A 25714-nucleotide genomic window follows, 5' to 3' on the forward strand; every position below is an offset into this window, starting at 1 on the left:
GGAGGTCATTCGATGAACAGAAGCTTTGTAGCGGTGGCGGCCGTCGCTTCGCTGGCGGTGGCGGGCTGGATCGGCTGGGTGGCGGAAGACCTGCGCCAGCAGGACCAAGGGGTGCAGGCCCGCTGGGCGGAACTGCACGCGGCCGAGCAGACGCAATTTGCCGAGGTACCGGCAGTGCTTGCCTTGGCGGACCGCCAGCCCGCCCTGGATGCCACGGTGAAGGCCGGGGCCCGATCGCGCTGCAGCCCGTTGGAACAGTTGAACAACGGCGCGTCGCTGATCGATGACGCGCAGCAGTTTGACCATTACAAGCAAGTTCGGGCCGAATGCACCGGCACGCTGTTTCGGCTGCTCGCGGCCATTCACAGCGATCCAGTGATGAGCGCAGACGGCCATGTGCAGGCACTGGGGCAATCGCTCACACACGGTCAGGCAGCCGTGGATATTGCCCGTGAGCGTTACCGGCAGGCGCTGGTGGCCTACAACCGGGGTATCCGGAAGCTGCCGCAGCGGCTGGCGGCAGGCCTGCTGGGGTACCGGGAGCGGCCGGATCTGGTGCGCTATGCGGAAGGGGCTTGATGCGTCAGCGTCGAAGGCACGACCTCGTGAGCGTGCTGCGGTGCGGACGAAGTGTGCGACCGCCTTGACCACTGCGTCGGAGATCGGCAGCGCTGGGGCGGAATGGGTGGCCATTTCTCCCTGGCGGCGAGGATGCAGACGAATCCAAAGGGGGCTGCGCGCGTTCGAACCTTGCCTCGTTGTGGGTCGTCGGCCATTGGATGATGGGCGTTATGCTCTGGATTCCCTGTTTCACACTTCCATGCGGAGCATCCACCCCGCATGGACAGCAATGCCGCTATGACAGACCCTACTCAAAAGCCGTTCCGGCTCCGCGCCGACGAGATCAAGGACCTGGCCCCGGGCCACGGCGGCTGTATTGCAACCGACATGATCACGTGCGCAGGCCGGAAGGTCGCATTCATGTACCGCGAGGAGCCGGACAACGACGTGGACAGCGGCTGGCGCTTCCTGTCTGGATATGAGTCGGACGAGTACATGGAAGATCCGGACCACCATGCGGCCTACGACGTCAACACCATTGCCAATTACGACCCGGACATCATGCCCTTCCTGGATGCTCCCGTCGGGTCTGCCTTTGAGCGTGAGAACGGGACCGGCGACTTCAGGGAAGTGGACGATTTCGAGCTGTCTGGCGATTGAACGATCCGGAGAGCGGGGGAACGAGGGCGCGTACGCTCAAAGCGGCCGAGGATCAATTGGCGCAGAGCTTGAGCGCCATGTCAGCCGTTGCGTCCTTCGGGTCGGGCTGACCGTACACCGTGAGCTTTTTGGGCATCGCGCGAGCCCATCGAGCCAGCCATGACGGTCCAAACTGGCGGCTCTCTTTGGTGGGCGTTTGATAGGCCGCATCGAGGAGCGCCGTTTCGAGGCTGACAAAGCGGTATCCCATGTCTTCAAGCTTCATCAGCATGGCGTCCAATGCATCTGCATTCAAGCGCGTGGCATGGATGAGCAGAATTTGAGGGATCTGGCGGCCGAACAGTTGATCCGACATGGATTCATAGACCCGAACCGACACTTCGAGGTGGGCGAGGTAATTCTCAATGACCGCCGATGTCCTCTCTTCGTCCTGATTCAACGTCAGCTTGTCGTAGACACAAGCGTACAGGTAGTCGTCGTGCTCAATGGTGAAGGGTGCGACCGTATAACCGCGTGCGGAGAGGAAGTCCTCAAAGGCCTGTTTCTCCTCCGCATTACGACCGGTCTGTGTGAAAGGGTGCCGGTAGTATCGCAAGGGCTTGCCGCGTGTTGCCGTGAGCCATCGGGTGATGGTCTCACCTTTGACAACAGCGTCCTGGTTCTCTTGCAGGGTCGATTTCCAAAGACCGACGTGACCGAAGTTGTGGTTGCCAAGTTCCATCCCGGCAATCAGCCATTGGTCCAGAAGATCAATGCCTGCATCGACCTGACCCCGCACCAGCAATCGGTCCTCGTTGACGAAACCTACTGCAGTCGCATGGTGCTTTTGGAGCGCAGCCAGCAGCTTCGAATTCACGGATGCAGCATCGCTGACCGAGTAGGGCGTCTTGCTTGAGATGGGCACATCATCGATGGTGATCGCGATCGATTTCGCCGCTTGAGCGGTGCCGCAGACCAGCAGGGCGATCAAGAGCAACAGAGAGGTGATTGCTCGGTGGGCCATCAAAGGTCTGACTTCGGTGTGGGATCGGGGCCGTCCGTCTGCCGGGGCTTCTGCACCAGCAGCCGCTTGCGTACCGCATAGATGTTGTTGCGCAGCGCGTAAAGCTCTTCGGCATAGGAGAGCGGCACCGCAATGCGATGGGTTACACGGTCCAGTTCGTCCAGTTCATCGAGCAGGGCGTCATGCTCGCCTGAGCCCGTCTCCAGCTTGGCCTCCACCTCGCGCAGCCGCGCATACCAGCGGAACACACGCGAGCGTACCCGGAAGGTGTAGAGCGGCGGTACCACCCGAGACAGCGGCAGCATCAGCACCAGCAGACCACCCACCACCAGCCACATGCGTTCCAGCAAATTGCCAGCCCAGAATGGCAGGTAACGCGCCCAAGCCGGCGGTGTGCCGTTGATCGCCCGGTCGCCCTCGGGGCTGACGGGCAATTCGCTGGTGCGGGTGTTGGGGAAGTCACGCACGCCATTGAACCAGCCGGCGTCACTATGTTGGCCTTGGGCCGCCTGTGCGAACAGCTGTCGCAGGGCAGGGTGCGTCTGCTCACGCGACAGCAGGGCGGTAGTGGTGGCCAGCAGCGGCACGTCATGGGGCGGCAGATCGGAGGCCAGGTCCACCACGCCGCGCGGCAGCGTCACGGTGGACAGAAAGGGCAGAAGGCGCGAATACGCTTCGTTCTGCTCAAAGGCCATCAGCGCGACGGCCGGGTCACGCAGCAGCGAGCGGATCAGGCTGGCCTGTGGCGCGGAAATCAGCACCGCCGCATCCAGCCGACCCTCGCGCAGTGCCGCGCCTGCGGCTTCGGGCGCCAGATTGGACAGCCGCCAATCCGCCGGCTTCAGCCCGTTCAGCACCATCAGTTTTTCGACAATCTGCGGCACACCACTGCCGTCCTGGTCCACATTGACGCGCAGTCCGCGGAGCTGGGTCAGGCTTTGCAGTTCGCCGCCGCGTTGGCGGCGAGCGATGGGCAGGTCGCGGCGATAAAAGATCCAGATCGGTTCGTAAAACAGGCTGCCCAGCGACACGATGCCGGCCTCGGTGTCGGCCACTGGATCCACCATGCCGCCCCGGACAAAACCGACGTCGGCCGTTCCCGCGCGCAGATGGGCCAGGTCGTCCTGCGCGCCTTCGCTGGCGATCAGCTCCACCTTGATGCGCTCACGCGCCAGCGCTTTTGCATAACCCTCGCCGAAGTTGGCATAGGCGCTACCGGCTGGGCCGGTGGCCAGCCGAACCTGGCGCGGCGGTTGCGGATCCAGCCACCAGTACGCCGCCACCAACAGACCGCCACCGAGCAGCAGCAGCGGCCCCATGGAGACCAGCATGTCGCGCAGCGTCTGGAGCAGCAGGCGCAGGCTTCGGGTGGCGTGCCAGTGCTGGATGGGGGTCATGACTGAACATTCGGTGGTTGGAGCCGCTGATCACCCGATCGTATCCGGGCCGCCATGCCCTCTTGGCGTGCGCGCAGCGATCACCGCCGGTTATCGCGGTACGGAACAGGTAATTGCTGAATCCAGGCGTTGCCGTGGATTCCGGCACACCGGCCTCAGCTTCCGGGCGGCAACGCATCGAGGACACATTCACTTTGTGCGCAGGTTGTCGAGAATGACTGACCCCTTCCATGCGCACGTCGCCCACCGCGTGCCAGCCCTGTATCCAGAAACATGCGATCAAGCACCTCCATGACTGTCGCTCAGCGACTTGCCTTCAGTTTCGGACTGATCATCATCTTTGGCATAGCGATCGCATTGATCGCCAACGTCAAGATGCGGACGCTGTCGAATGATCTGCGCGTCATCAGCCAGGAGCGAATGCGGGAGGTGAGGGATCTGGTAGCAGTCAAGGACAACCTGAATGCTGCGGCGCTGAACGTTCGCAACATCATGATCGACCCGACACAGGAGCGGCGCGGTCGCTGGAAGGCCACGCTGGAGGGCGTGCAGCAGACCAATCAGAAGTTGCTCGGCGAGATTGCCGGGCGGGCTCACAGCGACAAGGCGCAATCCCTGCTCAAAACGATCCGGGAACTTAATGACAGCTACGACAACGTGGTGACGAATGCCGCCGCCGTCGGCGTGACCGGAGACGCTGTCAGCGCGGAAAAGACGCTCTTTGCCGGCCGCGAGACCCGATTGGCGCTGTTCAATGCAGTGGAACAGGCCATCCAGGATCAGTTTGATGAAGCCCAGGCCTTGTCGGGCGAAGGGGCCGAGGGCGCGACGCGCACTGCATGGCAGATGTTTGGCCTGGCACTGGCCATGGGTGTGGTGGGGGCGCTTGTGGCCTGGCGGATCAGTGCCAGTCTGCAGAAGGCGCTGGGTGCAGAGCCCGGTGAGCTGAGTGCCTCGGCGCGCGAGTTCTCCAACGGCAATCTGGGCGCAGTGCTCACCTTGCGATCTGGGGACGAGGGCAGCACCATGGCGGCTCTGCATCGCACCCAGGAGGCGCTACGAGCCATCGTCACCGCCGTGCGAGACAACGCCGAGAGTGTGGCCACCGCCAGCTCGCAGATTGCCCAGGGCAATGCGGACCTGTCGCATCGCACTGAACAGCAGGCCAGTGCCCTGCAGCAGACCGCAGCCACCATGGACGAACTGGGCACGACGGTTCGCCACAATGCCGACAATGCGCAGCAGGCCAATCGCCTGGCGATGGATGCGTCCGGGGTGGCCTCTCGTGGTGGTCAGGTCATGGCTGAGGTGATTCAGACGATTCAGGGTATCCAGAACAGCTCCAAGCGAATCGCCGACATCGTCGGTGTGATTGATGGCATTGCGTTCCAGACCAATATCTTGGCGCTGAATGCGGCGGTGGAAGCGGCCCGGGCCGGGGAGCAGGGGCGTGGCTTTGCCGTTGTGGCTGGGGAGGTGCGTGCCTTGGCACAGCGAAGCGCCGAAGCCGCGCGGGAGATCAAGGTGTTGATTGGCGGTAGCGTTGAACAAGTGGACCAGGGGGTGGGGCTGGTACAGCGCGCGGGTTCGACCATGGAGGAGGTGGTGTCCGCCATTGCGCGTGTGACGCAGATTGTGGGGGAGATCAGTCACGCCAGCCGTGAGCAGAGCACCGGGGTGTCACAGATTGGTCAGGCTATCACCCAGTTGGATCAGGTGACGCAGCAGAACGCCGCGTTGGTGGAGGAGGGCGCTGCGGCGGCAGAAAGCCTCCAGCAGCAGGCTGAGCAACTGGTGCAGGCCATGGCCTTCTTCAAGGTGTCGAAGCGGTAGACGCTCTGTCAAAATCGAACCTATTTTTCTATCTCTGGCAGTGAAAACCTGAGTAGTCGATGTCCCTGGAAACTTCAATCAAGTACCTCACTGAGCGCGGAGTGACAGCGAAGAGGATTTCACAGACCCGATACTCGTTGCACGTCGACGGGAAGCGTGGTTCGAATTTGGATGAAGTGTCGGAAGGCTACGTCTTTCATTGCTGGGACTGCGTTCCTGGGCCCAGCAGCGACGATTTCGAAGTCACATTCCCGGAGCTTGATGACGCACTGCTGGCCGTGTGGTACTTCTACTTTGGCGAATCTGTTCAGGTCAACGGGTGGAACGTTCCCATGCATCGGCAACCACACTGGTCGCTCGGCAAAGTGGCGTATCGCATCGCGAACGCCGTCCATGTCAACTGTCCTCAGTTCAAGGCGATCGAAGAGTCGCGGGCCGCCAATTCCGTGGTGTTGAGTTCTCCAGTCGGCGGACGTCCCCGGTCAGAAGGTCGATACGCCATCGCGTTGCGGTCGCAATTCATCGCTTGCCCTGCGGCGTCGAAGGATGCACGTACATTGGTTTTGCGACGTGACTTGGAAGAAGCCTACGTTGTGGGCGACCCGCGATAGGAGTCAGACATAGGTACTCGCTTCCGAGTCGCCCCAGCTCCATGGAATGTTTCCGTCAAAGTCCTGGCCTCCAGGCGACCAGCTTGGGTCAATTGCACTGACTCTCGGAGCCCTCGCGTGTTGGCTTGAACGAAAGCTCAAACAGCACTCTGATACGTCGCATCGCCGTGTGGCGCGGCTCTGAACTGCGGCAACGACTCCGCTGCAGACGAATACGCCACCAACTGAGGGAACCTCTCGGCGGGAATCTCCTTAGGGATCATCTGCTGGGTGAAGTGCCAAGCCACAGCGACGGTAACGCCTGCCTGACTGGTGCCGGGGCTCCCCAGCGGCAGCTTCCCTGTGGAGAGTTCCCGTTCGAGTTCGCTGTAGGCAGCAAGTGCTTGACCGGTGACTCGCAGAAGCCATGGTTCATGCAGCTTTTCGGGCGGGCGAACACCGTGTTCATAGACGATTTGAACGCATTTCTCAACAGCGGCCAGGGCCAGGCCAATGATGTGTAGATCGCGCTGGAGCTCTGCGATGCCGGTAGGCAAGAGTGTCCTGGGACGAGCCAGGGCTTCCGCATACTCGAGGATGAGCGTCGAATCCATCAGAACCGTCCCGTCGTCGCACACCAGCGTAGGCGCCTTGACGACAGGGTTGATCTGGCTGAACTGGTCGAAGGTGCGGAAGACGGACAGTGACTGGTGCTCGAATTTCAGTCCAAGCAGTTGCAGTGAGATGGCTACGCGACGAACGTAGGGCGAATCGAGCATGCCGATGAGCTTCACGGGTACTCCTGTGCTGGGGAATGTCGGATCTGAGCGGCCAGTGGTGTGAGGTCCGACCGCAGGTCAAGCGCAGTATTCCGGTCATGATGCCACCGGAGAGGGCGTTCGCAGCGCTCGCTCGTCATGAGTTCGGGCAGTGGCGGCAAGGATCGAATGCGGCCAGCCACGTGTTCACAATCCCCGAGCATCTGGGCTGCCCCTGGCCCTGCGCGCGCCATACCCAAGCCTGCTCGTCTACAATACCGGCCCAGCCCACCAGCCAGTTCGCCCGGCGGAAGTCAAATGGAATCAACAACTTACACCCCCGCCGAAGCCACCAAGGCAGCACCCAAGATCGGTTTCGTGTCCCTGGGTTGCCCCAAAGCCCTGACCGACAGTGAGCTCATCCTCACCCAACTGCGCGCCGAAGGCTACGAAACGTCCAAGACCTTCGCTGGCGCCGACCTGGTGATCGTGAACACCTGCGGCTTCATCGATGACGCCGTCAAGGAGAGCCTGGACACCATCGGCGAAGCGCTGGCGGAAAACGGCAAGGTGATCGTCACCGGCTGCCTGGGCGCCAAGTCCGGCGCCAACACCGACAACCTCGTCCGTGAAATTCACCCCAGCGTGCTGGCCGTTACCGGCCCCCATGCCACCCAGGAGGTGATGGACGCCGTGCACACCCACGTGCCCAAGCCCCATGACCCCTTCATCGATCTGGTGCCCGAAGCTCGCGGCGTCGCCGGCATCAAGCTCACCCCCAAGCACTACGCCTATTTGAAGATCAGCGAAGGCTGCAACCATCGCTGCAGCTTCTGCATCATCCCCAGCATGCGCGGTGACCTGGTCTCGCGCCCCATCGGCGATGTGCTGTCCGAGGCCAAGGCGCTGTTTGAATCCGGCGTGAAGGAACTGCTGGTCATCAGCCAGGACACCAGCGCCTACGGTGTTGATGTGAAGTACCGCACCGGCTTCTGGGACGGCAAGCCGGTCAAGACCCGCATGTTCGACTTGGTCGCCCAGCTCGGCGAGATCGCCAAGCCCTATGGCGCCTGGGTGCGTCTGCACTACGTCTACCCCTATCCGCATGTGGACGAAGTGCTGCCGATGATGGCCCAGGGCCTCATCCTTCCCTATCTGGATGTGCCGTTCCAGCATGCCCATCCGGACGTGCTCAAGCGCATGAAGCGCCCCGCCAACGGCGAAAAGAACCTGGAGCGTATCCAGCGCTGGCGCGAGATCTGCCCGGAGCTGGTGATCCGCTCCACCTTCATTGCTGGTTTCCCCGGCGAGACGGAAGAAGAATTCCAGTACCTGCTGGACTTCATGCGGGAAGCACAGATCGACCGTGCCGGCTGCTTCGCTTATTCCCCCATCGACGGCGCCCCGGCCAATGAATTGCCCGGCGCGCTGCCGGACGAAGTCCGCGAAGAACGCCGTGCGCGCTTCATGGCCGTGGCCGAAGAAGTGTCGATCACCAAGCTGCAGCGCCGGGTCGGCGCCACCATGCAGGTGATCATCGACAGTGCGCCCGCACTGGGCCGCAAGGGCGGCGTCGGCCGCACCTACGCCGACGCCCCGGAGATCGACGGCACCGTGCGCCTGCTGCCCCCGGAAAAGGCCAGCAAGCAATTGCGCGTGGGTGAATTCACCCGGGCGCGCGTGGTGGCGGTCGAGGGGCACGATCTGATCGCGCTTCCGATCTGACCCATCGCCGCACACCCGCATCCCAGCGAGTCGGCCCGAGTGTCGCTCGGGCGGGGAGGGGAGCCCAGTCCCTTAGCGCTTGCGTTGCGCCTCCCCAATCTCCAGGATTTCAACGAGTGGGTTGAACCGCGATGGTTCGGCCTCGGCTACCGCCGCCGTGGCCTGCCGCAGTGAGGCAATGTTCGATGGGCTGTAAGGCTCATCGACATCCCCGTCGATCTGGCGGAGCAGGTCATCCCGTTCTTTGGCGTCCAAGGATTGGAGCACGGCGACAAAGAAGCAGTCGCCTCCGCTGCGCACAGGCACATGGCGCCCATTCTGGGTGGCGGAATAGTGCCCCTCCTGAGCATTCAATGAGAGGATGACCGGTGGCCGCCCGATCCGTCCGTTCGGCCGGAAGCTTCCAAGCGGCTGGCCGTTCTGATCCTTGATCTGCAGTTCGCGGTCTGCGGGCCAGCCCTGCACTTGGGTGATCAGATGGGGTGCCAACTCCCCACCCAGGTCTGTCCATTGGCCCGGCGTTCGAACCTCCTCCACGGCCTTCTTCAACGACGGGCTCATCCGCTCGGGCAGACGGTCCGTGGCCGCAGGCACATCGTGCAGGGGGTACGCCGCCCCAGCGTTGCGGACGATTGCATTGAGCCAGCTCAGCATGCGATAGCGCACAGCGGCATACGCATCCGATGAAGTGTCACGCATCCGGTGTCCCTCAGGACCGGGCGCGAGGTCGCTCAGCAGTTTCAGCAGCTCTTTTCCATCGCTCAGACTGGCCTTGAGCAAGTCAGCCTCTGCCGGAGACAGTTGGCGAAGATAGTCTGCGTATTTCAGCCCATCGCGGCCACCCATTTCAGCGGAACGCGGACAGCGTTTCAGACGAAGGCGGACACCATTTCAGGCTGAACGCGGACAGCGTTTCAATCTGATCCCGGACACCCCGGGCGCGCGCAAGTGACCTGAGCCGTTGGCATGCTGACCGATTTTTCGGTCCTCATGCCCACCCCCAGGATTCACATGCGCCAACTACGTCAAACCCTTCGACTGCACCTGGAATCGGGCCTGAGCATGCGCGAGTGCTCGCGCGTTCTGGGCATCGCCAAGACGACCGTCAACAGCATCGTCATGAAGGCCCGCGCCGCCAGAGTGGATTGGGCCATCGCTCAGACCTTGGACGATGCTGCCCTGGAAGCCCGCCTGTACGGCCCGCCCGTGCCGCGTGCGAGCACCCAGCTCGAACCCGACTTCGCCCTCGTCCACCAGGAACTCAAGCGCCCCGGCGTCACCCTGCAACTGCTCTGGGAGGAGTACCAGCGCAGCCTGGCCGACGCCGGCTCGCAAGCCTACAAGTACACCAGCTTCTGCGTGAAGTACCGTACCTGGGTGACCGGCCTCAAGCGCTCGATGCGCCAGGTCCACCCAGCCGGCGAGCGTCTGTTCATCGACTACGCCGGCCAGACCGTGCCGCTGATCGACGCTGCCACCGGCGAGATCAGTGCCGCCCAGATCTTCGTGGCCGTGCTCGGCGCCTCGAACTACACCTTTGCCTGTGCCACCCCGACGCAGACTGCCGCCGACTGGGTCGGTGCCATCATGGACGCACTGGAGTTCATGGGTGGCGTGCCCCGGCTGATCGTGCCGGACCAGGCTCGGGCCCTGATTGCCCGGCCGGACCGGTACGAAACCACGCCCGGCCGCCTGGTCGAGGAGTTCTGCGACCACTATGACGTGGCGATGCTGCCGGCTCGGCCCGCTCACCCCCGCGACAAGCCCAAGGTGGAGGTTGGCGTGCAGATCGTCGAGCGCTGGATTCTGGCGCGGCTGCGGCATCGACGCTTCTTCACCCTGGCCGAGCTCAACGCCGCCATCCGGGTCTTGCTGGTCGATCTGAACCAACGCCCGTTCAAGAAGCTGCCCGGCTGCCGGGCCAGCGCCTTCGCGGCCCTGGACCGACCTGTGCTCAAGCCGCTGCCGGCGGCCCGCATGCCCATCGCCCGCTTCAAACGCGCCCGCGTCAATATCGACTACCACGTCGAGCTCGATGGCCATTACTACAGCGTGCCGCACCGGCTGGTGCGCGAGCAGGTCGAGTTGCGCGTCACCTCGACCACGGTGGAGATCCTCAGCCGTCAGCAACGCGTGGCCGTGCACGCCTACAGCGAGCGGCGTGGCGCCCACACGACGGCACCGGAGCACATGCCCGCTTCGCACCGCGCCCACCGGGAATGGACGCCGGCCAAGCTCCTGGCCTGGGGGGAGCGCATCGGCGAGGCCACTGCCGCCGTGGTGCGCTGGCAGATGGAGCACCGGCCGCACCCCGAGCAGGGCTACCGATCCTGCCTCGGCCTGCAGAGCTTGGCGCGCCGATTCGGCCATGAGCGGCTGGAAGCGGCCTGCGTTCGCGCCATGGCGATCCGCTCACCGACCTATCAGAGCATCAAGTCGATCCTCACCACCGGGCTGGACCGGCAAGCCGCGTCGGCTCCAGCCACACAAGCCGCCCTGCCGCTGCACGACAACGTGCGCGGCCCCGATTACTACCATTGAAGAAGGAGAAGCTCTTGCTCAACGAACATACCCTGGATCGACTGCGCGGCCTGCGCCTGGACGGCATGGTGAACGCGCTGGCCGATGACGCCATACGCACGGCGGCGGCCGAGTTGTCCTTCGAGGAGCGGCTGGCCATGTTGGTGCAGCGCGAGGTTGACTGGCGCGACGGCAAACGCCTGGCCCGGCTGCTCAAGGCCGCCAAACTCAAGGTCAGCAGCGCCTGCATCGAGGACATCAACTGGCGCGGTTCGCGCGGCCTGGATCGCAGCCTCATCACCCAACTGGCGGGCTGCGACTGGCTGCGCCACGGCCACAACGTGCTGCTCACCGGGGCCACCGGTTGCGGCAAGACCTGGCTGGCATGCGCACTGGCTCAGCAGGCGGCTCGCCAGGGATTCGCCGTGCTGTACACACGGGCGCCTCGCTTGCTGGAGGAACTCCGGGTCGCGCACGGCGATGGTTCCTTCAGCCGGCGCCTGGCGCAACTGGCGCGCATCGACTTGTTGGTCATTGATGACTTCGCCATTGCGCCGATCACGGCGGCCGACCGCAACGACCTGCTGGAGCTGCTCGACGACCGGGTCGGCAGCCGCTCGACTCTCATCACCAGCCAGTTGCCGGTCTCCAGCTGGCACGAGTGGCTGGACGATCCGACCCTGGCTGACGCCATCCTCGACCGCATCGTTCACTCGGCCCACAAGATCGCGCTCAAAGGCGAGTCGCTGCGCAAGAAACAGGACCCGGCATGAGCATCAAACCGACCAACCCAAGGCCGTCCACGCCAGCCCGGTTCAGGCTGATCGCGGACACCTGAGCTACCATCAACCCAGGCACTTGCGCGCGCCCAAACTGTCCGCGATCAGTTTGAAACGCTGTCCGCCATCACGCTGAAATGACTGTCCGGGATCGCTGAAATCCGCAGATAGTCCATCACCACGGGGTCAATCGACGGCAGGAGGGTCATGTCGGTGTCCGCGAGCAGCCTGCGAACATCATTGCTCATGTACCAGTGCATGAACTCATGAATCAACACATTCAGGACTGTCGCGGCAGCGGGTTCGGGTGGCAGGTCAGGGGTCCGTTGAAACGCTGACATCACCAGATGTGTCGTGATCGCGTCAACGCGCCCCTCCAACAGTTCTAGGTCTCGCTGCTCGACGGGTGATAGTTCGATGACTCGCCCTTCGGATGTTTGATAGGGGCCCTGCGCCACATGCGAGAAAGTTGGAAATTGCATCATGATCGGGTCTCCTTGGGCGGCTCGTGTTGAGGGGGTGCAGTTCAGTGGTTGTCGTTTGCAACTTGATCCAACGGATACGCTGATATCCGTCATGGTTTTGTTGGATGGGGTCTTCTCGCTTCGGTTGACTGACTGATTTTTGAGGTATGGGTGACCAAGCATCAGACAATCGAGCGTTCTCCCGGCATAGATTCATCAGGAGCCCCCCTTGAGCAAGCGCGGCAAGTCCACCGAGCAGATCCACCACGCCTACCAGCCACCGTCCGGTTGGGGCGCAGTTCCGGTTCCCATCTACAAGGCCTCCACCGTGCTGTTCCCGGATACGGCGGCGCTGCATCAGCCCCGTTCCCGGGAGAAGGTGACCTATCGCTACGGCCTGCAGGGTACGCCCAGCAGCTTGACCCTCGCGGCGCGGGTGGCCACGCTGGAGCAGGCGCAGCACTGCATCCTGGTGCCAAGCGGCCTGGCTGCCATTACCTTGCCGAGCATGGCGATGCTCAAACCTGGGGACGAGGTCCTGCTGCCCGACAACGTCTACGGCCAGAACCGCTACGTGACCACCGGCCTGCTGAGCCGGCTGGGCATCACCCACCAGTTTTACGACCCGCTGGATGCGGCGGGTTTCGAGCGCCTGCTCAATGAGCGCACTCGGCTGGTGTGGCTGGAGGCCGCTGGCTCCATCACCATGGAATTCCCGGACCTGCTGGGGCTGTTGCGCGCCTGCAAGGCCCGCGGCGTGAGCACGGCGATGGACAACACATGGGGCGCAGGCATGGCCTTTAATGCCTTCGAACTCGCCCCGGGGCTGGGCGTGGACATCTCCATGCAGGCGCTCACCAAGTTCGCTTCGGGGGGCGCGGACGTGTTGATGGGGGCGGTTTGCACCCGCGATGCCCGGTTGCATCGGCGCCTGGACGAGATGTATGAATTCCTGGGTTATGGCGTCGGCCAGAACGACGTGGAGGCCGTGCTGCGCGGCTTGCCCAGCCTGCCGCTGCGCTACCGCGCGCAGGAAGCCGCCGCACTGGAGCTGGCGACGTGGATGCAACAGCAACCCGCCGTGGCCCGGGTGTTGCACCCGGCCTTGCCGGGGTCGCCGGGCCATGCGTACTGGAAGCAGGTCAGCACGGGAGGCTCCAGCTGCCTCTTCTCGGCTGTTTTCAAGCCGGGGTATTGCGCCGCGCAGGTCGATGCCTTCGTGGACGCGCTCACCTGTTTTGGCATCGGCTACTCATGGGCGGGCCCCATGAGCCTGGCCGTGCCCTACGACCTGACCCACAGCCGCGACTTGCCGCTGCCGTGGTCCCCGCAGGAGGGCGGCACGTTGGTGCGCTTCGCGATTGGCCTGGAAGAGCTTGAAGACCTGCGGGCGGATCTCGCCCAGGCCCTGGCGGTGCTGGGCTGAGGTCAGTCCTTGGACGCCGAGGGGCCGGACACCTTGTGGCGCATCAGCCGGCCTTTTTCGCGTTCCCAATCCCGCTTCTTCTCGGTTTCGCGCTTGTCGTGCTGGGCCTTGCCCTTGGCCAGGGCGATCTGCGCTTTCACTCGCCCGCCCTTGTAGTGCAGGTCCAGCGGGATCAGCGTGAAGCCGCGCTGCTCCACCTTGCCGATCAAGCGGCGGATGTCCGCACGGCTCATCAGCAGTTTCTTGGTGCGGTCGGCCTGGGGGTGGACGTGGGTGGAGGCGGTGCGCAGCGGGTTGATGCGGCAGCCGATCAGGAAGAGTTCGCCGTCCCGGATCATCACGTAGCCATCGGGCAACTGGACCTGGCCGGCCCGGATGGCCTTGACCTCCCAGCCTTCCAGCACGATGCCAGCCTCGTACTGCTCCTCGATGTGGTATTCGAATCTGGCGCGGCGGTTTTCTGCGATGGACATGCGGTAGCGAAAAATATGGGTGAGGCGGAGGGCCCGATCGGAGACCCGAGGGGCCGCCTACAATCCCGCCATTCTAAGAAGTGTCATGAAGCAAGTTAGGAAGACCGTCCTCCTCTGGTATTCACCGCGAGAGATCTACGACCTCGTCACCGCGGTGGAGCGCTATCCAGAATTCCTGCCCTGGTGCGCCGCCGCCGAGGTGTTGGAGCGCCATGACGACGGCATGACCGCCCGTCTATCGCTGGCCTACGCCGGCCTGCGCCACGCCTTTACCACCCGCAACACGCATGAAACGAACCGTCGGGTGCGCATGCAGCTGGTGGACGGACCGTTCTCCCTCCTGGATGGTGACTGGCAGTTCCTGCCGCTCAACAAACCGGGAGCCTCTGCAGATGGGGGCGAACCGCAGGCTTGCAAGATCGAATTCGAGCTGCGTTATGCGTTTTCCAGCTTCGCGCTGGAAGCCGTGGTCAGCCCGGTGTTCGACCGCATCGCCAATACCTTCGTGGACAGCTTCGTCAAACGGGCGGAGCAGGTCTATGGTCCCCGCTGAACTTGCCGTTGAGCTGATCTGGAGCCCGCTGCGGGGCGAGTGGCGCCGCCTGACGCTTCAGCTTCCGGAGGGCAGTACGGTGGTGGAGGCGCTGCGAGCCAGCCAATGGTTCAACGAAGCGGATCTGCAAGCGCTCAAGGCAGGCATCTGGAGCAAGCTTCGCCCGCTGGACACGCCACTGCGGGACGGCGACCGGGTGGAGGTGTACCGCCCGTTGACGGTGGATCCGAAAGAAGCCCGCCGCCAGCGCTATCAGGCGACCGGGCGTCGCATCGTCACCCGCCATCGTCCACTCGGAAAAAAGGCCTGACGCTGCAACAGCTCAGGCCTTCCGGGCGGGTTGTGACAGCGGTAGCCGCTGCTCACATGTCTTACTTGCAGGACACCGAAATCACGGTCTGGGCCTGTCGCATCTGGGTCTGACGGGCCGCATCGTCCAGTACTTCACGCTCACCCTTGTCGTTGATCTGACGAACCCGGACCCCGGATTCCAGCAACCTCAGCTGGTCCTGGGCCTGCTTGCAGTTGGTGGCGTTCATCTCCGCGCGCTGCTTTTCTTCGGCAGCTTTGCGCTCTTTTTCGGCCTTCGCGGCATCGCTGGCGGCCTTGCCGGGCGAGGCTGCCGAAGCCGGAGAAGATGCAGGGGCGGAAGCGGGCTGTGCAGGGCTGTTCATCGAGCGCAGAGCCGATCCCGAGGGGCGCGAGAGGATGTCCTTGTCCGCCACCGTGCCGGGGGGCGGACGGTCGCTGTATTGCACGCGACCTTCGGCGTCGCGCCACTTCCATTGGGCCTGCGCGGCCGGGGCCAGCGAGAGCAGCACAACGCTGCACAGCAGGCTCAAGGAGAGGGTCTTGGCAGTCATGGGCACTTGAAATGGACCTGGAATTAAAGGGGCTGCCGCGAGTGTACGCCGCACTTCTCTATAATGCGCCTTTGCGTCTGGAGCTTCCCATATGCGCCTACTCGGAAAAGCGCTCACCTTCGACGATGTGTTGCTGGTGCCGGCGTTCTCCCAGGTGTTGCCGCGCGACACCAGCCTTGCCACCCAATTCACGCGTGGCATTCGCCTGAACCTTCCCCTCGTGTCCGCTGCCATGGACACCGTCACCGAAGCGCGTCTGGCCATTGCCATCGCCCAGGAAGGCGGTATTGGCATCGTCCACAAGAACCTGACCCCGCAGCAGCAGGCGTCGGAAGTGGCCCGGGTCAAACGGTATGAGTCGGGCGTTCTGCGCGACCCCATCACCATCACCCCTGACACCTCCGTCCGCCAAGTCAAGGCGCTAAGCGACCAGCACGGCATCTCCGGCTTCCCGGTGCTGGTCGGGCAGAAGGTCGTGGGCATCGTCACCGGCCGTGACCTGCGCTTTGAAACGCGCATGGACGCCCCGGTCAGCGAGATCATGACTCCGGCCGAGCGGCTGATCACCGTCAACGAAGGCGCTTCCCTCACGGAAGCCAAGGCCCTGATGCACAAGCACAAGCTGGAGCGCGTGCTGGTGATCAATGATTCGTTTGAGCTTCGCGGCCTGATGACCGTGAAGGACATCACGAAACAGACGAATTTCCCCAATGCTGCCCGTGACGACCACGGAAAGCTGCGCGTCGGTGCGGCGGTGGGCGTGGGCGAGGGCACTGAAGAGCGGGTGGAACTGCTGGTGCGTGCCGGTGTGGACGCCATCGTGGTGGACACGGCCCACGGACACAGCTCCGGCGTGATCGAACGCGTGCGCTGGGTCAAGAAGAACTATCCCAACGTGCAGGTCATCGGCGGCAACATTGCCACCGGCGCTGCAGCGCTGGCGCTGGTGGAAGCCGGCGCGGATGCGGTCAAGGTCGGCATCGGCCCGGGCTCCATCTGCACCACCCGTATCGTGGCGGGTGTGGGCGTTCCCCAGATCACCGCCATCGACTTCGTGGCCACGGCGCTCAAGGGCACCGGCGTCCCGCTGATCGCGGACGGTGGCATCCGTTATTCCGGTGACATTGCCAAGGCTGTGGCCGCTGGCGCCAGCACCGTGATGATGGGCGGCATGTTCGCCGGCACTGAAGAAGCCCCGGGCGAGGTCATCCTCTACCAAGGCCGCAGCTACAAGAGCTATCGCGGCATGGGCTCCATCGGCGCCATGAAGGCCGGCTCGGCCGACCGCTACTTCCAGGAAAACGACGAGACCACCAACCCCAATGCGGACAAGCTGGTGCCCGAGGGCATCGAAGGCCGAGTTCCGTACAAGGGGTCGATGATCGCCATCGTCTACCAGATGGCGGGCGGGCTGCGTGCTTCCATGGGCTATTGCGGCTGCGCCAGCATCGAAGAGATGCATGACCGCGCCGAGTTCGTGGAAATCACTTCCGCCGGTATCCGTGAGAGTCACGTCCACGACGTGCAGATCACCAAGGAAGCGCCCAACTACCGTCTGGAGTGAGGCGTGTCCGACTCGGGTGCCCCTGACACACACGGCGGCCGCAAGGCCGCCATGTCGTTCATTCTGATCGCGGTGCTGATCGACATGGTGTCGATCGGCCTGATTCTTCCAGTGCTGCCCACGCTGGTAGGCACATTCACCGAGTCGGAAACCCAGCACACGCTGGCTCAGCTGGCCGTCGCCTTCGCGTTCGGCCTGGCCAATTTCTTTGGCTCGCCCATCCTGGGCGGGCTGTCCGACCGCTTTGGCCGCCGCAAAGTGATGCTGGTGGGCTTCAGCGGCCTGGCGCTCAGCTTTTTTGTCACTGCCATGGCGCAGGCGCTTTGGGTGCTGGTGGTGGTGCGGCTGTTCTCCGGCGCCATGCAGGCCAATGCCGCAGTCGCCAACGCCTATGTGGCGGACATCACCCCACCCGCCGACCGCGCCAAGCGCTTCGGCATGCTGGGGGCGGCTTTTGGCATGGGCTTCATCCTGGGCCCGGTCATGGGTGGGCTGCTTGGCAGCATCGACCTGCATCTTCCCTTCTTCGTGGCGGGCACCCTGGCACTGGTGAACTGGTGTTATGGGTTCTTTGTGCTGCCCGAATCCCTCCCTCCCGAACATCGCCGGCCCTTCAACTGGCGGCAGGCCAATCCGCTGGCATCGCTGTCGCGGGTGCGAAACCTGCGCGGTGTGGGCCCGCTGATCTACGTGATCGCCTGCTCCGGCCTGGCGCAGCTCATCATCCAGACCTGCTGGGTGCTCTACAACCAGCATAAATTCGGCTGGGGCCCGCGAGAAAACGGCCTGTCGCTGTTTGCCGTCGGCGTGATGGCGGTGATTGTGCAAGGCGGGCTGCTGCAGCCGCTGATGCGCTGGCTGGGCCCCCGTCGGCTGGTGCTGGTGGGGTTGGTGTCGTCCATCGCCACCAACATGGTGTGGGGTCTGGCCCAGGAGGGCTGGGTGATGGTGGGCATCATCTTCCTCAACATCGTGGGCCTGGCCGCTCCCACGGCCCTGCAAAGCCTGGTGTCCAATGCGGCCGACGCGCGCAACCAGGGTGAGACCATGGGCGCGGTGGCAGCCATCAACAGCCTGATGGCCGTGGTGTCCCCCATCTGCGGCCTGGGCCTGATGGCCCTGGTGGCTGAGCTGCCCAAGACCGACTGGCGTCTGGGCGCTCCCTTCTATTTCTGTGCGGCACTGCAGGCGGTGTCGCTCTATTTTGCGTGGCGCCATTTCCATGACGTTCCGACCGACGCGGTAGCCCCCGCCAAGGCTTGAGACGATGGACGCCCCGCACATCGCTTTCCTCGATTACCTCGCTCTTCATCGCTGACCATGCACGACAAAGTCCTCATCCTCGACTTCGGCTCCCAGGTGACCCAGCTGATCGCACGTCGTGTGCGGGAAGCCCATGTCTTCTGCGAGATCCATCCCAACGACGTCAGCGACGATTTCATCCGCAGCTTTGCGCCCAAGGCCATCATTTTGTCGGGCAGCCATGCCTCGACCTATGAGGACCACGAACTGCGTGCGCCGCAGGCGGTGTGGGACCTGGGCGTGCCGGTGCTGGGCATCTGCTACGGGATGCAGACCATGGCGGTGCAACTGGGCGGCAAGGTGGAGTGGAGCGACCATCGTGAGTTCGGTTATGCCGAGGTGAGGGCCCATGGCCACACCAAGCTGCTGTCGGGCCTGCAGGACTTCGCCACGCCGGAAGGCCACGGCATGCTGAAGGTCTGGATGAGCCATGGCGACAAGGTCACGGCTCTGCCGGACGGCTTCAAGCTGATGGCGTCCACGCCCAGCTGCCCCATCGCTGGCATGGCCAACGAAGACAAGGGCTACTACGCGGTGCAGTTCCACCCCGAGGTGACGCATACCCAGCAGGGCACGGCCTTGATCAACCGCTTTGTGCGGGACATCGCCGGCTGCAAGGGCGACTGGATCATGGGCAACTACATCGAGGAAGCCGTCCAGAAGATCCGCGAGCAGGTGGGGGACGAAGAGGTGATCCTGGGGCTCTCCGGCGGCGTGGATTCGTCGGTGGCGGCGGCGCTGATTCACCGCGCCATTGGCGACCAACTGACCTGCGTGTTTGTGGACCACGGCCTGCTGCGCCTGAACGAAGGCGACCTGGTCATGGACATGTTTGCCGGCAAGCTGCACGCCAAGGTCATCCGTGTGGACGCGAGCGAGCTCTTCCTGGGGCAGTTGGCGGGCGTGACCGATCCGGAGCGCAAGCGCAAGATCATCGGCGGCCTGTTTGTGGACGTGTTCAAGGCTGAAGCGGAAAAGCTCAAGGCGAGTGGCAGCGGCCACAAGGGCGCAAGCTTCCTGGCCCAGGGCACGATCTATCCGGATGTGGTGGAGAGTGGCGGGACCAAGACCAAAAAGGCCACCACCATCAAGAGCCACCACAACGTGGGCGGGTTGCCGGAGCAATTGGGCCTGAAGCTGCTGGAGCCGCTGCGCGAGTTGTTCAAGGATGAAGTGCGCGAACTGGGTGTGGCGCTCGGGTTGCCGCCAGAGATGGTCTACCGCCATCCGTTCCCGGGGCCGGGCCTGGGGGTGCGCATCCTGGGCGAAGTGAAGAAGGAATATGCGGACCTGCTGCGCCGGGCGGACGCCATCTTCGTTGAAGAGCTGCGCAACACCCGCGATGAAGCGACCGGCAAGAGCTGGTATGAGCTGACCAGCCAGGCCTTCACCGTGTTCTTGCCGGTGAAGAGCGTGGGCGTGATGGGAGACGGGCGCACGTATGACTACGTGGTGGCCTTGCGCGCCGTGCAGACCAGCGACTTCATGACGGCGGATTGGGCGGAACTGCCCTACAGCCTGCTCAAGCGTTGCTCGGGACGCATCATCAATGAGGTGCGTGGCATCAATCGCGTGACCTACGACGTGTCGAGCAAGCCGCCTGCGACGATTGAGTGGGAGTGATCACGCGTCTGGCATGAGCTGGCACGTGTTGGCTCAAAACGAACGTAAGCCCGCGTCACTGCGGGCTTTTTCGTGTGCGCTCAGCATGAGCGCACTCTTGCGGGTGCAAGTCCCGCCGTAAGTTGATCACAGCGAACGAAGTGAAGCGCAACTGCATGAGGGTGACCGAGTGTGGGGAGGAAGCGTGGAGCGAAGCTGCGAGCCGATGGACAAGAACCGGATAGAAGGCGCTGCCGAGCAGGGTGAGCGGGCACGTAACCGCGAAGCTCTCGTGATCAAGGCGAGGCGGTGTAGATCCGGCGGTTGTGCAGTGAAAGAGTGCGTTCTTACCTGAGGAGACCTCGCCTCATGCCTGAAAGGGCGACGGCGCTGCCGGAGCGAGGAGTCAGCAGAGATCGTAGTAGCTGGGTAGCGGGGCCGCCAAGGCCAGCAGCGAGAGGCGAAGGACCGAACGAGAGTGAGTGACCGAGGACACGGGGATGTCAAAGGCCAAGCGTCAGATGCCGGAGTCATCCGGGCGTGCAGGCGTAGCGCACGGTGAAGCCGGGCGTGATCCTGCCAGCGACGAAGCCTGCGGCCTGTTGGCGCCGAGTCGCCTGCACCGGTTGTTCAGCAACCTGGGCGAGGTCGCGCGCCGGCGGCTTCATCTCGGCCTCGCGCACCCAGCGACGCAGCAGATTGGCGTTGACGCCGTGCGCCATCGCCACGGCCGCCACCGACATGCCGGGTTGCATGCAACTGGCCACCGCGCGCGCCTTGAATTCGTCGCTATGCACACGCCGCCGCCGGCGTGGAACGGCCTGATTGTTAGGAATAGTAGTCACGTGTCCACCAAGGGTTATGGTGGACACGAGATGTAATGGATGCCTCCCTCCCCAAGGGGAATGAGACCGGAGCGCAGAGCTGAACAGCGCTGCTGTTCGTGGGAAGGCCGTTGTCGCGTGGACAAGGTGGACCCTCGAATGGATACGGCATCGAAGTGCCCAAGGCGTGATAGACCAAGGTCTTCACAAACACCATTGAGAGTCCAAGATGAATCGTAAGACAGGCATAGGTGCTGGAAAAATTATCGGCATGATCGACGGCCGGCAGGTCGTGGGTCTGGACATTGCCAAGAGCGTGTTCCAGCTGCACACCGTGGACATGGACAGCGGCGAGATCGTCAACGTCCAGCTCAAGCGCGCCAAGGTGCTGGGGTACTTCGTCAAAAAGGCGCCGTGCCTGATTGGCATCGAGGCCTGTGGCAGCGCGCACCACTGGGCGCGCAGGTTCAAGGCGCAGGGTCACGAAGTGCGGCTGATCCACGCCAAGGCCGTGCGGCCGTTCGTGGCCGGCAACAAGACCGATGCGACCGACGCGCGAGCGATCTGGCTGGCGGTCCAGCAGCCGGGAACGAAGTTTGTGGGCATGAAGACGCTGGAGCAGCAAGCCACACTGGTGCTGCACCGGCAACGGGAACTGCTGCAGAAGATGAAGGTCATGCAGACCAATGCGCTGCGTGGTCTGCTGTACGAGTTCGGCTCGACCTTTGCCCGAGGCAAGAACGCGCTATTCAGCGAGATCGAAGCGGCCCTGGAGGCACTAGTCACCGACATCCCACAGTACGTGGCCGACAGCCTGCGCGAGCAGGTGCAGCGGATCAAGCAACTGGCCACGGACATCAAGGCGATCGAAGTGCGGCTCGCGCAGCGGCTGCGCGTGGACGAGGACATGAAGCGCGTGGCCAAGATTCCCGGTGTGGGCCTGCTCACGGCCACGGCGGCGATTGCCACGATGGGCGAAGCGCAGGCCTTCAAGTCGGGGCGGGAGTTCTGCGCCTGGCTGGGCCTGGTGCCCAAACAGAGTGGCACGGGTGGCAAAGTCAAGCTGCTGGGCATCTCCAAGCGGGGCGACAGCTATTTGCGAACGCTACTGATCCACGGCGCCCGCTCGGTGCTTATGCATGCCAAGGCGCCAGAGCCGTGGCTGGAGCAGATCAAGGCCAGGCGACCGGCCAACGTGGTGATCGTGGCGCAGGCGGCCAAGATGGCCCGCACCGTCTGGGCGGTCGTGGCCAAGCAGCAGGACTATCAACGGGGCTACAAGAGCGTCAGGCCGCAAGCGGTCTGAACGCGATAGCTCACAACATCGACCCACCCGAAGATAGGGTATTGCAAGCCTTTGAAGGCGATCAGGCAGCACGAAGCAAAGTGATGTGAAACAGGTCAGACCGAGACAAGAAAAGCCTGAATAGGAGCAAGGACCTTGCAGTCCGTGCACGAGATGAGGCCCTTGTCAGCGGATTACATCAGGGCCAGTGGGCCAGCCGAGGCAACTCGGCATACCACGATCAAGGCCGGATACAAGGCAGCAGCCGACTTCTTCACAGCACGATGCGGGTTAATGCCTATCGCCGGGAGGCATCCATACAAGGCTCCTATGCTTCGGCCCGGGGTTCAAGATGGGGTGGCTGGACGCTCACTGAACTTCTCCTTCTTCCGCTGCCGAGCAGCGTTCCGTACACGGTCCAGCCCCGGTGACACGCTATCGCGGCTCTGCGTCCGTCGCGTGCGTGGATGTCCCGTGTTTCCCTTGGTCCCGGCCCTTTGCTCGACCCACTCCGCAGCCGGGTGTCCGGCCTTGTTCGTGGGCGTCTTCGCTCGTATGGCCGAGTCTGACTTCTCCAGCCCGTGCATCATCGGCTTCGGCTCCTCGCCTTCCCGATGCGGACCGTCAGCCGGCAGTAGCACCGACGGCCAGGCTGGAGATCTCCCGGTTCCCGCGCAAGGAGCGTATGCACATGCCAGGTTCTACGACCACGCCGGGTCAAACGAGCGCTTGCGATGACGCGCTTGTTTGTGTTGCCTTCCGCATTGTCGACAGCGTCAGCACCCGGGATATCAATACTATCGCGGCTCAATGGCTGGCCTATGCGTTCCCCTACCGACGCTTCGCCGACACCCTCACGGATGCCTGCGCACGGCTCGGGGCCAAATGTAGTTCGCTATTCCTTCATTGCAGCGGACTTCCACCGCCTACTCCTTGCCGGTCTCCCGGCGCACCGACAACTATTCTGACGCAGGGGGGGGGCCTGCTGGCCTCCTATCGAGGCCTTTTCAAGCAGTGCTCCAGCCCATTCGTTACCTCCTGGACCGCTCCTTGTGCTTCCGGCCGGAGCGAGAGTTGGCCGGGTCGGACTGGGCTCGGCCGAAACCTCGCCTTCACCGACGGATCAACCGTGCCTTTACAAGGCACACACAACAACCACCTGGAGCGGCAGATCAAGCCCTGGGCCATGGGCCGCAAAGCATGGCAGCTCGTGGGCAGCGAGCTCGCCGGTCAACGTGCCGCCATCATCATGAGCCTGGTGCAGTCCGCGCGGCTGAACGGGCACGACCCGTGGGCCTACCTGCGCGACGTGTTGGAGCGGCTGCCGACTCTGCCCAACACGAGGCTCGAAGAGCTGCTGCCTCACCGCTGGACACCCCCGCAGACTTGAATAACTGACAGTCGTCAAGGTGGCTTGGCGGGACCCTCACGTTTGAAACGCTGTCCGCGTTCAGCCTGAGGTGGCTCGGCAAGACGCTCACCATGCGGCTTCCAGACGCGCCACTCCATAGGGCTTGAGCAGGCTGAGCACGCCCAGTGCGGCCCGTAGCAGCGCGATCTCCGAGCTGGACAGCGTTGCCCAGCAGAACGCAGCGCTGGACGAGGAATGGACCGCCTCTGCCGTGAGCCTGCGGCAGGTCGCGATGGAGCAAACCCGCAACGTCGAGGCCTTCAGCCTGGGGCGTGACGCCTGATCGGCTGACCAGCCACGGTCAGCCCCGGCGCGGGCTCTGTCGCAGTAAGCGCCGCTAACAAAGATCTGGCAATGTGCGACGACAGATGACGCGACAGGCCAAGCTCAACAGCGCTACTGGCTGCAATCTCTATCTACCAGCCGGGACCAGCGCTCCGGGTGGCAGGAAGAATCCAAGCGGATCAACCAGCTGCTCAGATGGCGTAGTTCAGAGGCAGAGCCGTGGTGCACTTGATCTGTTCCATGGCGAAGCTGGAACTGACGTCGAACAGGTCATTTCCCGCTATCAACCGCTTGTACACACCGTCGTAGGCCTGGATGTCCGGCACTACCACGCGCAGCAGGTAATCGATGTCACCGCTCATCCTGTAGAACTCGACCACCTCCGGAATTGCCTCACAGGTAGCGCGAAAGCGCTCGAACCATGTTTGGGTGTGTACCGAGGTCTTGATGTTGACGATCACCGTTACGCCAACATTGACGCTGGCTGCGTCCACTAGCGCCACCTGTGCGGTGATCACGCCTTCGTCCTTCAGACGCTGCAGACGGCGCCAGCACGGCGTGTTGGACAGCCCGACAGCCTCCGCTAGTTGGGCCAGTGGCGTCGTGGCGTCACGCTGGACGATCTCAAGCAATTTGCAGTCGATCGCGTCGAGGGGGGCGGGTCTTTTCACGGTGGATGACGTCTGTCTATGACCTAGCAATTATGCGCTGCTGATTTGGCAGAAGGGGCAATCGATGCTCAAAGATCAGGGACCCATGGAATTCATTTCTCCTGCTCGTGCTTCACACGTGTCCGTTGAGAAACCGTTTCCAGCGCCTTTTCTCGACAATGCCCTGCATGCAAATCCAAGTTGACGATCGTGTGACAACCGCCGCGCTGCTGCGAGCGCCGGCGGTTGCTTGGCGGTTGCTGTGCATGGTCGCTGCTGTCATGGCGCTCGTCGCGAACTCGATCAATGGCATCTGTTCAGCACTGCGCTTGGCGTGGGCAGCGTTGCAGCAAGGTCAGGTACCGGTCGGTGAACATGGTCATGCCGACTCCGAGGCTCTGCTTCATACCCCTGGGTTGCAGCAATTGACCGACTTTGCCTCTCATGACGCACCAGTGCTACCCCGCAAAGCGCAGGCCAGGGATGTGGTCCGGGTGCAGGGCAGCTTTGCAGAACATCAATGGCTGGCAGTGGAGTCTCTCGATTTGCCGCGTGAAGGCCGACAGTCATCGAACAACGCCGACTCCGAAGCGGTGCATCCGGATGAGCGAGATGCGCGATATGCACACGAACTGTGCCGTGGTGCGCAATGCCGCAATATGTGCTCACACATGCATCAATGTGGTGCATTCAGCCTGGGGCTTATCGGCTTCTTGAGCAGCAACGGTAGCTGTGGATCGTCGGCGCATCAGTGCCGGTCCGCTGGAGTCTCGCGCAGGCGTCGTGCTTGGCAAGTGCTCCGTAACTGGCTGCATGCAATATCGCTGCGCTGGCGGCGATCCAATATGGCTGCTATGTCGCGCGCAGTTATGCGGACCGGGTAATACGCGACATTCTGATTTGATAACTTGCCAGTTGCCAACTTTGTTGCTGGCAATGTGCGTGCGCGCCTCAAATATTCGCAAATGCAGTTCGTGTAATTGATTTCTTGTAAACGTACTTTGGCATAGGACTTGCTAAATTATCTTTTGCCAACGTATCAAGGTCATACATGCCTCGGCATGAAAGCGGGTGTCGCCCGCGAAAGGCCTTGTGCTCTTGCATGAATGAGCTGGCAGTTCCAAGTGTTACGTTGGTGGCGATGAGAGCAGATCGCTGGAGTCATTCCTCTGCGGCGGGTGAATGG

General features: G+C 63.2%; 25 protein-coding genes and 2 pseudogenes. 17 read left to right on the forward strand and 10 right to left on the reverse strand.

Going from position 1 to position 25714, the window contains the following annotated elements; translation table 11 throughout:
* Positions 1-12: 12 nt before the first annotated feature.
* Positions 13-579: a LemA family protein gene (locus OU995_RS13720; protein ID WP_267836099.1), complete on the forward strand. Its 567-nt coding sequence runs from the start codon at positions 13-15 to the stop codon at positions 577-579.
* Between the two features lie 261 nt (positions 580-840).
* Entirely contained in the window at positions 841-1221 is a 381-nt protein-coding gene (locus tag OU995_RS13725) for a DUF2185 domain-containing protein (RefSeq protein WP_267836100.1), read from the forward strand.
* 52 nt (positions 1222-1273) lie between these two features.
* Here the strand turns inward: OU995_RS13725 and OU995_RS13730 are convergent, their stop codons facing one another.
* Both OU995_RS13730 and OU995_RS13735 read right to left on the reverse strand, forming a co-directional pair.
* Positions 1274-2191: a polysaccharide deacetylase family protein gene (locus OU995_RS13730; protein ID WP_267836101.1), complete on the reverse strand. Its 918-nt coding sequence runs from the start codon at positions 2189-2191 to the stop codon at positions 1274-1276.
* Between the two features lie 32 nt (positions 2192-2223).
* Positions 2224-3621, reverse strand: coding sequence for a TAXI family TRAP transporter solute-binding subunit (locus OU995_RS13735; RefSeq protein WP_267836102.1), 1398 nt, complete (start codon positions 3619-3621; stop codon positions 2224-2226).
* A gap of 291 nt (positions 3622-3912) precedes the next feature.
* Here OU995_RS13735 and OU995_RS27475 point away from each other — a divergent pair, with 291 nt between their 5' ends.
* Together OU995_RS27475 and OU995_RS13750 are read left to right on the forward strand one after the other, a co-directional pair.
* Positions 3913-5454, forward strand: a complete 1542-nt coding sequence (locus tag OU995_RS27475; protein ID WP_324288753.1) for a methyl-accepting chemotaxis protein — start codon at positions 3913-3915, stop codon at positions 5452-5454.
* A 59-nt stretch (positions 5455-5513) separates the two neighbouring features.
* Positions 5514-6065 (forward strand): hypothetical protein, encoded by a 552-nt coding sequence (locus tag OU995_RS13750; RefSeq protein ID WP_267836103.1) that lies wholly within the window; start codon positions 5514-5516, stop codon positions 6063-6065.
* 137 nt (positions 6066-6202) lie between these two features.
* Here OU995_RS13750 and OU995_RS13755 read toward each other — a convergent pair whose 3' ends face one another.
* Positions 6203-6838, reverse strand: a complete 636-nt coding sequence (locus OU995_RS13755) for a glutathione S-transferase (protein ID WP_267836104.1) — start codon at positions 6836-6838, stop codon at positions 6203-6205.
* A 282-nt stretch (positions 6839-7120) separates the two neighbouring features.
* Between OU995_RS13755 and rimO the strand changes: the two genes are divergently transcribed.
* Positions 7121-8527 carry a 30S ribosomal protein S12 methylthiotransferase RimO gene (rimO, locus tag OU995_RS13760; protein ID WP_267836105.1) on the forward strand — a complete coding sequence of 469 codons (1407 nt, stop codon included), beginning with the start codon at positions 7121-7123 and terminating at the stop codon, positions 8525-8527.
* 72 nt (positions 8528-8599) lie between these two features.
* Here the strand turns inward: rimO and OU995_RS13765 are convergent, their stop codons facing one another.
* Positions 8600-9307 (reverse strand): hypothetical protein, encoded by a 708-nt coding sequence (locus OU995_RS13765; protein WP_267836106.1) that lies wholly within the window; start codon positions 9305-9307, stop codon positions 8600-8602.
* Between the two features lie 210 nt (positions 9308-9517).
* Between OU995_RS13765 and istA the strand changes: the two genes are divergently transcribed.
* A complete protein-coding gene (gene istA / locus OU995_RS13770) occupies positions 9518-11068 on the forward strand; it encodes an IS21 family transposase (protein ID WP_267836161.1) in 1551 nt (516 codons plus the stop codon).
* 14 nt (positions 11069-11082) lie between these two features.
* Positions 11083-11820: an IS21-like element helper ATPase IstB gene (gene istB / locus OU995_RS13775; protein WP_267836107.1), complete on the forward strand. Its 738-nt coding sequence runs from the start codon at positions 11083-11085 to the stop codon at positions 11818-11820.
* Between the two features lie 110 nt (positions 11821-11930).
* On the opposite strand, the gene OU995_RS13780 is transcribed toward istB, so the two are convergent.
* A complete protein-coding gene (locus tag OU995_RS13780) occupies positions 11931-12311 on the reverse strand; it encodes a hypothetical protein (RefSeq protein ID WP_267836108.1) in 381 nt (126 codons plus the stop codon).
* A gap of 208 nt (positions 12312-12519) precedes the next feature.
* On the opposite strand from OU995_RS13780, the gene OU995_RS13785 reads away from it, so the two are divergent.
* Positions 12520-13716, forward strand: a complete 1197-nt coding sequence (locus OU995_RS13785) for a PLP-dependent transferase (RefSeq protein WP_267836109.1) — start codon at positions 12520-12522, stop codon at positions 13714-13716.
* 2 nt (positions 13717-13718) lie between these two features.
* Here OU995_RS13785 and smpB read toward each other — a convergent pair whose 3' ends face one another.
* Entirely contained in the window at positions 13719-14189 is a 471-nt protein-coding gene (gene smpB, locus OU995_RS13790; protein WP_267836110.1) for an SsrA-binding protein SmpB, read from the reverse strand.
* A gap of 85 nt (positions 14190-14274) precedes the next feature.
* Between smpB and OU995_RS13795 the strand changes: the two genes are divergently transcribed.
* Both OU995_RS13795 and OU995_RS13800 read left to right on the forward strand, forming a co-directional pair.
* A complete protein-coding gene (locus OU995_RS13795; RefSeq protein ID WP_267836111.1) occupies positions 14275-14742 on the forward strand; it encodes a type II toxin-antitoxin system RatA family toxin in 468 nt (155 codons plus the stop codon).
* Complete coding sequence (locus tag OU995_RS13800) at positions 14729-15052, forward strand: RnfH family protein (protein ID WP_267836112.1); 324 nt, start codon at positions 14729-14731, stop codon at positions 15050-15052. The genes OU995_RS13795 and OU995_RS13800 overlap by 14 nt, the downstream gene beginning before the upstream one ends.
* A 61-nt stretch (positions 15053-15113) precedes the next feature.
* Here the strand turns inward: OU995_RS13800 and OU995_RS13805 are convergent, their stop codons facing one another.
* A complete protein-coding gene (locus tag OU995_RS13805) occupies positions 15114-15605 on the reverse strand; it encodes a DUF4124 domain-containing protein (RefSeq protein WP_267836113.1) in 492 nt (163 codons plus the stop codon).
* 91 nt (positions 15606-15696) lie between these two features.
* Here OU995_RS13805 and guaB point away from each other — a divergent pair, with 91 nt between their 5' ends.
* The 3 genes from guaB to guaA are packed head-to-tail and all read left to right on the forward strand — an operon-like array spanning position 15697 to position 20094.
* The gene (gene guaB, locus OU995_RS13810) at positions 15697-17169 is read left to right on the forward strand and encodes an IMP dehydrogenase (protein ID WP_267836114.1); all 1473 of its coding nucleotides are present in this window, start codon (positions 15697-15699) and stop codon (positions 17167-17169) included.
* A gap of 3 nt (positions 17170-17172) precedes the next feature.
* Entirely contained in the window at positions 17173-18432 is a 1260-nt protein-coding gene (locus tag OU995_RS13815) for an MFS transporter (RefSeq protein ID WP_267836115.1), read from the forward strand.
* A 57-nt stretch (positions 18433-18489) separates the two neighbouring features.
* Positions 18490-20094, forward strand: a complete 1605-nt coding sequence (guaA, locus tag OU995_RS13820; protein WP_267836116.1) for a glutamine-hydrolyzing GMP synthase — start codon at positions 18490-18492, stop codon at positions 20092-20094.
* 509 nt (positions 20095-20603) lie between these two features.
* Here the strand turns inward: guaA and OU995_RS13825 are convergent.
* A complete protein-coding gene (locus tag OU995_RS13825; RefSeq protein WP_267836117.1) occupies positions 20604-20918 on the reverse strand; it encodes a transposase in 315 nt (104 codons plus the stop codon).
* 250 nt (positions 20919-21168) lie between these two features.
* Here OU995_RS13825 and OU995_RS13830 point away from each other — a divergent pair, with 250 nt between their 5' ends.
* Entirely contained in the window at positions 21169-22203 is a 1035-nt protein-coding gene (locus OU995_RS13830) for an IS110 family transposase (protein WP_267830900.1), read from the forward strand.
* Positions 22204-22553: 350 nt separating this feature from the next.
* On the opposite strand, the pseudogene OU995_RS13835 reads toward OU995_RS13830, so the two are convergent.
* A pseudogene (locus OU995_RS13835) lies at positions 22554-22769 on the reverse strand (group II intron reverse transcriptase/maturase); the annotation flags it as partial.
* Between the two features lie 524 nt (positions 22770-23293).
* On the opposite strand from OU995_RS13835, the pseudogene OU995_RS13840 reads away from it, so the two are divergent.
* Together OU995_RS13840 and OU995_RS13845 are read left to right on the forward strand one after the other, a co-directional pair.
* A pseudogene (locus OU995_RS13840) lies at positions 23294-23572 on the forward strand (transposase domain-containing protein); the annotation flags it as partial.
* Positions 23573-23696: 124 nt separating this feature from the next.
* On the forward strand, positions 23697-23876 hold the full coding sequence (locus OU995_RS13845; protein WP_267836118.1) for a hypothetical protein: 180 nt from the start codon (positions 23697-23699) through the stop codon (positions 23874-23876).
* Positions 23877-24069: 193 nt separating this feature from the next.
* On the opposite strand, the gene OU995_RS13850 is transcribed toward OU995_RS13845, so the two are convergent.
* Positions 24070-24549: an Lrp/AsnC family transcriptional regulator gene (locus tag OU995_RS13850; RefSeq protein ID WP_267836119.1), complete on the reverse strand. Its 480-nt coding sequence runs from the start codon at positions 24547-24549 to the stop codon at positions 24070-24072.
* Positions 24550-24716: 167 nt separating this feature from the next.
* Here OU995_RS13850 and OU995_RS13855 point away from each other — a divergent pair, with 167 nt between their 5' ends.
* The gene (locus tag OU995_RS13855; RefSeq protein WP_267836120.1) at positions 24717-25412 is read left to right on the forward strand and encodes a hypothetical protein; all 696 of its coding nucleotides are present in this window, start codon (positions 24717-24719) and stop codon (positions 25410-25412) included.
* Positions 25413-25714 lie beyond the last annotated feature (302 nt).

It is taken from the genome of Roseateles sp. SL47 (genome assembly GCF_026625885.1).
In the GTDB taxonomy this organism is placed as follows: domain Bacteria; phylum Pseudomonadota; class Gammaproteobacteria; order Burkholderiales; family Burkholderiaceae_C; genus Roseateles.

What these genes read in the sequence shown, in the direction of transcription:
- guaA (WP_267836116.1), top strand. Translation starts at nt 18,490, where the DNA reads ATGCACGACAAAGTCCTCATCCTCGACTTCGGCTCCCAGGTGACCCAG.
- guaB (WP_267836114.1), top strand. Translation starts at nt 15,697, where the DNA reads ATGCGCCTACTCGGAAAAGCGCTCACCTTCGACGATGTGTTGCTGGTG.
- OU995_RS13855 (WP_267836120.1), top strand. Translation starts at nt 24,717, where the DNA reads ATGCAAATCCAAGTTGACGATCGTGTGACAACCGCCGCGCTGCTGCGA.
- OU995_RS13830 (WP_267830900.1), top strand. Translation starts at nt 21,169, where the DNA reads ATGATCGACGGCCGGCAGGTCGTGGGTCTGGACATTGCCAAGAGCGTG.
- rimO (WP_267836105.1), top strand. Translation starts at nt 7,121, where the DNA reads ATGGAATCAACAACTTACACCCCCGCCGAAGCCACCAAGGCAGCACCC.
- OU995_RS27475 (WP_324288753.1), top strand. Translation starts at nt 3,913, where the DNA reads ATGACTGTCGCTCAGCGACTTGCCTTCAGTTTCGGACTGATCATCATC.
- istA (WP_267836161.1), top strand. Translation starts at nt 9,518, where the DNA reads ATGCCCACCCCCAGGATTCACATGCGCCAACTACGTCAAACCCTTCGA.
- OU995_RS13800 (WP_267836112.1), top strand. Translation starts at nt 14,729, where the DNA reads ATGGTCCCCGCTGAACTTGCCGTTGAGCTGATCTGGAGCCCGCTGCGG.
- smpB (WP_267836110.1), bottom strand. Translation starts at nt 14,189, where the DNA reads ATGTCCATCGCAGAAAACCGCCGCGCCAGATTCGAATACCACATCGAG.
- OU995_RS13805 (WP_267836113.1), bottom strand. Translation starts at nt 15,605, where the DNA reads ATGACTGCCAAGACCCTCTCCTTGAGCCTGCTGTGCAGCGTTGTGCTG.
- OU995_RS13735 (WP_267836102.1), bottom strand. Translation starts at nt 3,621, where the DNA reads ATGACCCCCATCCAGCACTGGCACGCCACCCGAAGCCTGCGCCTGCTG.
- OU995_RS13795 (WP_267836111.1), top strand. Translation starts at nt 14,275, where the DNA reads ATGAAGCAAGTTAGGAAGACCGTCCTCCTCTGGTATTCACCGCGAGAG.
- OU995_RS13750 (WP_267836103.1), top strand. Translation starts at nt 5,514, where the DNA reads ATGTCCCTGGAAACTTCAATCAAGTACCTCACTGAGCGCGGAGTGACA.
- OU995_RS13725 (WP_267836100.1), top strand. Translation starts at nt 841, where the DNA reads ATGGACAGCAATGCCGCTATGACAGACCCTACTCAAAAGCCGTTCCGG.
- OU995_RS13780 (WP_267836108.1), bottom strand. Translation starts at nt 12,311, where the DNA reads ATGATGCAATTTCCAACTTTCTCGCATGTGGCGCAGGGCCCCTATCAA.
- OU995_RS13720 (WP_267836099.1), top strand. Translation starts at nt 13, where the DNA reads ATGAACAGAAGCTTTGTAGCGGTGGCGGCCGTCGCTTCGCTGGCGGTG.